Raw genomic sequence first — 7,346 nt, forward strand, 5'->3', positions numbered from 1 at the left:
GGGGTAGAAAAATGAGCATAATGAAATTAACAATGGCGCAAGCGTTGGTACGTTTTCTTGACATGCAATATGTCTGCGTTGATGGGAAAGAAGAAAAGTTTGTGCATGGCATCATGGGGATTTTCGGTCATGGCAATGTAGTGGGATTAGGGCAGGCATTAGAGCAGTATGCCGATAACATGCCGTTTATTCAGGGCAAGAACGAGCAGGAAATTGCTCATGTGTGTGTTGCATTCGCTAAACAAATGCGCCGCCGCGCGATCTACGCCTGCACCGCGTCCATCGGCCCCGGCTCGCTCAATATGGTTACCGCAGCCGGCACAGCCTCGGTCAACCGTATCCCCGTGCTACTGCTGCCGTCCGACACCTACGCCGACCGCCAACCCGACCCGGTGCTCCAGCAGTTTGAGCATGACGAGGACTATTCGATTTCCGTCAACGATTCGTTCAAAGCAGTAAGCCGTTACTGGGATCGTGTACAACGCCCGGAACAACTCATGACAGCCATGCTCAATGCCATGCGTGTTTTAACCGATCCTGCTAAGACTGGTGCTGTCACTGTCTGCCTTCCTCAGGATGTGCAGGGAGAAGCCTATGATTACCCCGAAGAATTCTTTAAGAAACGCGTCTGGCATTTGGATCGCCAGCCCGCGAGTGCCGAGGCAGTGGATCGGGCAGCAGAACTGCTGATGACCAGCAAGAAACCGATCATTCTGTCGGGTGGAGGCGTACGCTACAGTGACGCAGGCAAAGCAGTTCTGAACTTCGCCGAGAAATTTGGCATTCCGGTTGCAGAGACCCAAGCCGGCAAGGGAGAGGTCAACTGCGAAAGTGATTGGTATCTGGGCTGCGCAGGTATCTGCGGCACGCTGTCTGCCAACATAATCGCTAAGCAAGCCGATTTGATTCTTGCGATTGGTACCAAACTTAATGATTTTGTCACCAATTCGAAGAATGGCTTTGCATCAGCTGCGCGCTTTGTCTCCATCAATACCAGCCGTATGGATGCGCTCAAATTGGATGCAGAATCGGTAGTTGCCGATGCTCGTGAGGGTATAGAAGAACTGCACTCTGTTTTACAGGCGCAGGGCTGGCATGCTGACTGGGGCAATGAGGTGCAAGCTGCTAAGCGTTCGTGGCAGACCGAGCTTGCACGTCTGGCGCAGTTGGAGGCTTCGGAAGCCGAAACACTGAACCAGACCCGCGTGCTGATGGAACTGAATGAATTGCTGCGCGAGGACAATATCGTTGCCGCCTCCGGCAGCCTGCCGTCCGATCTGGAACGCGTCTGGACTGCACGCCGTCCGGGTGCATACCATTTGGAATATGGTTTCTCCTGCATGGGATATGAGGTCTCCGGCGCTCTGGGCGTCAAGCTGGCCGATCCCGAGCACGAGGTCTATACCTTCGTCGGCGACGGCGGCTTCCTGATGGGTCACTCCGATCTGCTGACCAGCATTCAGGAGGGGCATAAGATCAATGTCCTGCTCTTCAATAACAGCGGCCACCAGTGCATTCACAATCTGGAGCGTTCGCAGGGCATGGGTACCTTCGGCACTGAGTTCCGCTTCCGTGAACAGTCCACCGGCGGACTGACCGGCGGCTATGTCCCGGTGAACTATGCCAAGCTTGCCTCTGCCTATGGCGTAAAGACCTGGCGCGTCACCACGCTCACCGAGCTGCACGCTGCCATCGAGGCCAGCAAGCAGTCCGATGTCTCTACATTAATTGAGATTATGGTTCTGCCCGGCACGATGACCGAAGGTTATGAGAATTTTTGGCGTGTTGGCACCGCCTCTGTTTCCGAGAAAGAATCCGTGCGTAAAGCGTACGAAAAGCTGAATGATGTTGTTAAGAACCTGCGGAAATACTAAAAAGGAGAATAAACATGAAAGTACAATTTGGCTGCGCACCGATTAACTGGACAAATGATGACCTGCCCTCTTTGGGTGGTGAACTGACCTATCAGCAGTGTCTGAGCGAAATGGCACTAGCCGGATACAAGGGTAGCGAAGGTGGCTGCAAATATCCCAAAGATTTTGATGTGCTTAAGAAGGCTCTCGATTTGCGCGGTCTGCAGATCTGTAACATGTGGTTTTCGAGTTTTTTCACTACATTCGAGAACGATCGCACCTATGCCGCGTTTGAAGATCATATGGACTTCACCTATGGGCTGGGCGCTCGTGTAATCGGCGTTGGCGAATGCGGAGTAACTGTTCATGGGCAGGAGGAGACTCCGCTTTTCCCAAACTCCCCGATTCTAACCGAAGAGCAGATGAAAAATCTGGCTGAAGGACTGAATGAACTGGGGCGCCGTGCGCAGCGAAAGGGCATGAAGGTTGGTTTTCATCCCCATGTTGGCACAGGCATCCAATCGATGAAGGAAATTGACCGACTGATGGAACTGACTGATCCGACACTGGTTGGTCTGCTGTTCGATACCGGACATTCAACAATCGCAGGTGAGAATCCGGTATCAATTCTGAAAAAGTACATCGACCGTGTTGTACATATCCATGTTAAGGACGTCCGCCGCGAAGTATTCGAGCAGGTTAAGTCCGGAGATCATAGTTTCCTTTGGGGTGTAAAGAACGGTATGTTTACTGTGCCAGGTGATGGCAACTGTGTAAACTGGGATGCGATCTTCTCGATTTTGAAGGAAAGCAATTACGAAGGTTGGATTGTTGTAGAAGCAGAACAAGATCCCGCTAAGGCTGATCCGCTGGAATACGCCCAGAAAGCGCGTGCATTCATGCGTAAGCAGCTCGGTGTCTAGTTGAAGGAGTGGATGCAGCATGAAGAAACGACTTTCCGTGAAACAAGCTGTTGAATTAATTCCGGATGGCGCGGTAATCATGTGTGGCGGTTTTCTGGGATGTGGCACAGCACATCGTCTCATTGATGCGCTGGTGGCCAGTCACAAGAAGAATCTTACGATTATTTGTAATGATGCGGGTCTTTTGGAAGGTCCGAATGGGGAAGCATATTATGGGATAGCCAAGCTGATTCACAACCGTCAGGTCAGCCACTTAATTGCCACTCATATTGGTCTGAATCCAGAAGCAACAGAGCAAATGAATGCAGGTAGTATGCGTATCGATTTGCTGCCACAGGGCTCTCTGGCGGAAATGATTCGCGCAGGCGGTGCTGGTTTGGGCGGCATCTTAACCAAAACTGGTATCGGCACACTAGTTGAGGATGCAAAAGACTACGTGGTTGGACGACAAACCATTGACGGCGTGGATTACTTGTTGATGCGCCCATTGCGCGCTGACATTGCACTGATTTGTGGTCAGCAGGTCGATGACGAAGGAAATGTCTGGTACGAGGGCACTGCACGTAATTTCAATCAGGTTATGGCAACTGCCGCAAATATTGTTATTGTAGAAGCTGAACAAATAGTATCCGCAGGAGAAATTCGACCGGAAAACGTGCAGACATTTGGGATTTTGGTGGATTATATCGTGAATGGGAGACAAGTCAATGAGTGAATCTTTGAACGCATTTGAAGCACGTTCTGCCAAAGAGATTATTGCTCGGCGAACGGCTCGTGAACTGAAAAATCACATGGTTGTAAATCTCGGTATTGGACTTCCCACTCTGGTGCCACAATATCTGTCTGCAGATGTCCACGTGACAATCCAGTCGGAGAACGGAATCATTGGATTGGATAAAGTGCAGGATGATACGCTACATCCGTATATTACAGATGCAAGCGGCAAATCTGCTGCTGTTGCCTCTGGGGGCGCATTCATCGATTCTGTGACCTCCTTCGGTCTGATTCGGGGAGGCCATGTAGATGTTACGATTTTGGGAAGTCTGCAAGTGGATCAGGAGGGTTCACTTGCAAACTGGATGATCCCTGGAAAGAAAACGCCCGGAATGGGTGGCGCGATGGATTTACTTTCAGGTGTTCATCATGTCATTGTGGCCATGGAGCACACAGCTAGAGGCACACCTAAAATTCTGAAAAAATGCACACTTCCACTTACAGCAGTACATTGTGTCACTAAAATCATCACTGAAATGTGTGTGTTTAATGTTACAGATACTGGTCTTGTATTGACTGAATTAAATCCACAGTATACGATTGACGATGTGCAGGCAGTAACCGAAGCTGAGTTTGCAATTTCAAAAAATTTGACAGAAATGAATATCGTATAAGGAGGATATTGATTATGTTTAACGAAGAGTTTCGTCTAGAGCAACCTATCCGTTGGGGAATGGTTGGCGGTGGTCGCGGTAGCCAGATTGGCTATATCCATCGCAATTCTGCATTGCGGGATCGTTTATTCACGCTGTGTGCCGGTGCTTTTGATGTGAATGAGGAACGAGGACGAGAGTTTGGTGTCAACTGGGGGGTTGACCCCGAACGTTGCTACTCGGACTACAAAACCATGTTTGTTGAAGAGGCAAAGCGTCCAGACGGTATTCAGGCCGTATCTATTGCAACCCCCAACTTTACTCACTATGAAATTCTAAAAGCTGCACTCGAAGCCGGATTGCATGCCATCTGTGAGAAGCCGCTTTGCTTTACAACTGAACAGGCTGAAGAACTAGTTGCTCTCGCAAAAAAGCAAAATCGCATTGTTGGCGTGACCTACGGCTATACTGGTGCCCAGATGATTCATCAGGCACGCCGCATGATTCAGGAAGGGATGTTAGGCGAAATTCGCATCATCAACATGCAATTTGCGCACGGCTATCATTCCTCCGCTGTGGAAGCGAATGATCCGGGTACAAAGTGGCGCGTCACCCCTGAAAAGGCGGGACCTTCCTACGTACTAGGAGATGTCGGCACACATGCGCTGTTCCTCGCTGAAACCATGGTACCCAACCTCAAAATTGAAAAGCTGATGTGTGCCAGACAGAGCTTTGTCAAGAGTCGTGCCCCTCTGGAGGACAACGCTTTTGTTCTGATCCAATATAATAATGGTACAGTCGGCAACCTGTGGGCGAGCTGTGTCAACGCTGGTTCTACCCATCAGCAGAAAATCCGAGTGGTCGGTGAAAAGGCATCTATTGAGTGGTGGGATGAACACCCCAATCAGCTTATCTTCGAAGAGCAGGGAAAACCGGTTCAAATTCTGGATCGTGGACAGGGATATCTCTACCAGGATGACGAAGCCATCACTTGTGACCGCATGGGAGGTGGACATGCCGAAGGGCTATTTGAATCCTGGGCGAATCTGTATCGCCGGTTCGCAACCGCAATGGATCGTGTTATCCATGGAGAATCGACCAATGTAGTCATGGATGATATTTGGTTCCCGAACATCCGAGACGGTGCGGAGGGCGTCCGTTTCATCGAAAACTGCGTGCGTTCGTCGGATGAAGGTAGTACATGGGTCGAGTATCGATAATAATCCGCTGCAATCTATTTTGATATAGCAGTCCCCTGCCTTGGATAATTATAAAATGGAGGAATCAATGATAAAGGTAAAATTTGGCATTTTGGGTGTAGGTGAACTCGGCTTACAGCACGCAAAGAATATACAATTTCGGATCCCCAATGCCGAATTAATTGCTGTTTGTGTTCGTACTACCGAAAAAATTGACCGACTCCAGAAAGAACTGGAGGTTCCATATGGGTATACAGACTATCAGGAAATGTTGCACAATCCAGAATTGGATGCAGTGGTAATTGCATCGTCTACAACTGCGCATTTTGAACACGCAATGGCAGCCATTAGGGCTGGTCTACATATTTTTATTGAAAAACCTATTGGTATGACTGTAGACGAATGCGTTAAACTTGAAGAGGCTGCTAAAAATAGTGGTAGGTTGTTTATGGTCGGATTTATGCGCCGCCATGATCCCGCTTATGCGGATGCCAAAAGGCGCATTGAAGCTGGCGAAATCGGTCAACCAATTCTCTATCGGGGATATAGCTTGGATCCTGTTTGGGTTGCGGAATATCTTGCGAAGCGTGCGGAACAGAATGGTTGCTGGTTTTTGGATATGGGGGTTCATGATTATGATCTTGCCAGATGGTTTCTTGGCAGCGAGCCAGAAAGTGTCTTTGCTTGTGGTGGGGCATATATGTACCCAATATTTGAAAAGACGAAAGATATCGACAACGGATATGCCTTAATGAAGTTCCATAACGGTTCTGCGGCATTTTTCTACGAAGGACGCACTGCGCCACACGGCTCGCATGTCGAAAGCGAAATCATCGGAACCGAAGGAAGCATTCGCATCAACTCTATTCCAGCAAAGAATCGATCGGTCATTTATAACGAAAATGGAGTATCTGTTCAATGCTTTTCCACATATTTGGAGCGTTGGGCAGAAGCGTTCTATCTGGAGTTACAGTCATTTGCAGACGCTATTTTAGCAGGGCATACGAATGTTGGCGCGAATGCACACGATGGTACTCTTGCTACGACTATGGGTCTTGCTGTTCAAAAATCATATGAATCCAACTCTCTTGTGGAGATTATTTAGTACAAGAGGAAAATATACAAAATATAGCAATGCATATGCATAAGCAGATATGTGCGTTGAATTTGTTGGTGCAAACATTTTGTTATCACTTGAATATAATGGTGACAGCATCAGCTAATGTAAATATATTTTTAATGCGCTATAGGCTGAGAAGATATTATTTGCATATATCTTGAACGATGTCTATTCATACACAAAAATTAAGCCGTCCCGTATCTAATTATGGATACGGGACGGCTTCTTTCTGTGGCTATATTTTACACATTGCTTGTGCATCAAAAACAATCCGGTCTACCGACGCTGGTGAATCCCTGCAAGCCGGTCAACACCACATTATTCTGCGAACTGGCACAGTGAATAATCAGCGGATTTCCCGAAGCGTCCTTGCCCACGAATACACCTACATGAGAATCGCCGGGATAGAACACCAGATCGCCAGGCAATGCTTCGTTCCACGAGATCGGCGTGCAATAGGTATGCTGCGCGTGTGCACCACCGCCATGACCAATCACATAATTCAGGGCGTTATTAAATACCCAATCCACAAAGCCGGAACAATGATATGATCCTCCTAAAGTAGACCATGGAAAAAACCAAAATCTACTTTAGGAGGATTTTTTATGGGCAAAATAAAATTCACTCCAGAGAAGAAAATAGAAATCATAGAAGCGTATAAGTCGGGTAAGGTTGCCTATTCTCAATTACAAGATGTTTATGGAATGAATCGTGACGAGATATATAGATGGATATCCAAGTACGAAGCGAACGGTATTGAAGCCTTTGTAAGTGGAAACAGAAGGTATTCCAAGGAATTTAAGATTCATTGCATTGAAGAGTATCTTAGCGGAATTGGCAGTGTGGATGATATCGTAGCCAAATACAATATTTCAAACAGAGAG

The 7,346-nt window shown here is 47.9% G+C and carries 7 protein-coding genes and 1 pseudogene; 7 read left to right on the top strand and 1 reads right to left on the bottom strand.

Features of this window, described 5'->3' with window-relative positions; translation table 11 throughout:
- Nucleotides 1–11 precede the first annotated feature (11 nt).
- The 6 genes from iolD (at nucleotide 12) to T363_RS0104940 (ending at nucleotide 6,447) form a co-directional block, all read left to right on the top strand.
- Nucleotides 12–1,874: a 3D-(3,5/4)-trihydroxycyclohexane-1,2-dione acylhydrolase (decyclizing) gene (gene iolD, locus T363_RS0104915; RefSeq protein ID WP_031473801.1), complete on the top strand. Its 1,863-nt coding sequence runs from the start codon at nucleotides 12–14 to the stop codon at nucleotides 1,872–1,874.
- A 14-nt stretch (nucleotides 1,875–1,888) separates the two neighbouring features.
- Nucleotides 1,889–2,776: a myo-inosose-2 dehydratase gene (iolE, locus tag T363_RS0104920; protein WP_031473803.1), complete on the top strand. Its 888-nt coding sequence runs from the start codon at nucleotides 1,889–1,891 to the stop codon at nucleotides 2,774–2,776.
- A gap of 19 nt (nucleotides 2,777–2,795) precedes the next feature.
- Nucleotides 2,796–3,491 (top strand): CoA transferase subunit A, encoded by a 696-nt coding sequence (locus T363_RS0104925; protein WP_031473805.1) that lies wholly within the window; start codon nucleotides 2,796–2,798, stop codon nucleotides 3,489–3,491.
- Nucleotides 3,484–4,164 carry a 3-oxoacid CoA-transferase subunit B gene (locus T363_RS0104930; protein WP_051643102.1) on the top strand — a complete coding sequence of 227 codons (681 nt, stop codon included), beginning with the start codon at nucleotides 3,484–3,486 and terminating at the stop codon, nucleotides 4,162–4,164. Before T363_RS0104925 ends, T363_RS0104930 begins: the two co-directional genes overlap by 8 nt.
- Before the next feature lie 14 nt (nucleotides 4,165–4,178).
- Entirely contained in the window at nucleotides 4,179–5,363 is a 1,185-nt protein-coding gene (locus tag T363_RS0104935; RefSeq protein ID WP_031473809.1) for a Gfo/Idh/MocA family protein, read from the top strand.
- 67 nt (nucleotides 5,364–5,430) lie between these two features.
- Nucleotides 5,431–6,447 carry a Gfo/Idh/MocA family oxidoreductase gene (locus T363_RS0104940; protein WP_031473811.1) on the top strand — a complete coding sequence of 339 codons (1,017 nt, stop codon included), beginning with the start codon at nucleotides 5,431–5,433 and terminating at the stop codon, nucleotides 6,445–6,447.
- Between the two features lie 275 nt (nucleotides 6,448–6,722).
- On the opposite strand, the pseudogene T363_RS14460 reads toward T363_RS0104940, so the two are convergent.
- Nucleotides 6,723–7,001 (bottom strand): annotated as a pseudogene (locus T363_RS14460) (NlpC/P60 family protein); the annotation flags it as partial.
- A 66-nt stretch (nucleotides 7,002–7,067) separates the two neighbouring features.
- Here T363_RS14460 and T363_RS0104950 point away from each other — a divergent pair.
- Nucleotides 7,068–7,346 (top strand): helix-turn-helix domain-containing protein (locus tag T363_RS0104950; RefSeq protein ID WP_031473815.1); only part of this gene is annotated, 279 nt, incomplete at its 3' end.

Source organism: Agathobaculum desmolans ATCC 43058 (assembly GCF_000701665.1).
Lineage (GTDB): Bacteria > Bacillota > Clostridia > Oscillospirales > Butyricicoccaceae > Agathobaculum > Agathobaculum desmolans.

What these genes read in the sequence shown, in the direction of transcription:
- iolD (WP_031473801.1), top strand. Translation starts at nt 12, where the DNA reads ATGAGCATAATGAAATTAACAATGGCGCAAGCGTTGGTACGTTTTCTT.
- iolE (WP_031473803.1), top strand. Translation starts at nt 1,889, where the DNA reads ATGAAAGTACAATTTGGCTGCGCACCGATTAACTGGACAAATGATGAC.
- T363_RS0104925 (WP_031473805.1), top strand. Translation starts at nt 2,796, where the DNA reads ATGAAGAAACGACTTTCCGTGAAACAAGCTGTTGAATTAATTCCGGAT.
- T363_RS0104930 (WP_051643102.1), top strand. Translation starts at nt 3,484, where the DNA reads ATGAGTGAATCTTTGAACGCATTTGAAGCACGTTCTGCCAAAGAGATT.
- T363_RS0104935 (WP_031473809.1), top strand. Translation starts at nt 4,179, where the DNA reads ATGTTTAACGAAGAGTTTCGTCTAGAGCAACCTATCCGTTGGGGAATG.
- T363_RS0104940 (WP_031473811.1), top strand. Translation starts at nt 5,431, where the DNA reads ATGATAAAGGTAAAATTTGGCATTTTGGGTGTAGGTGAACTCGGCTTA.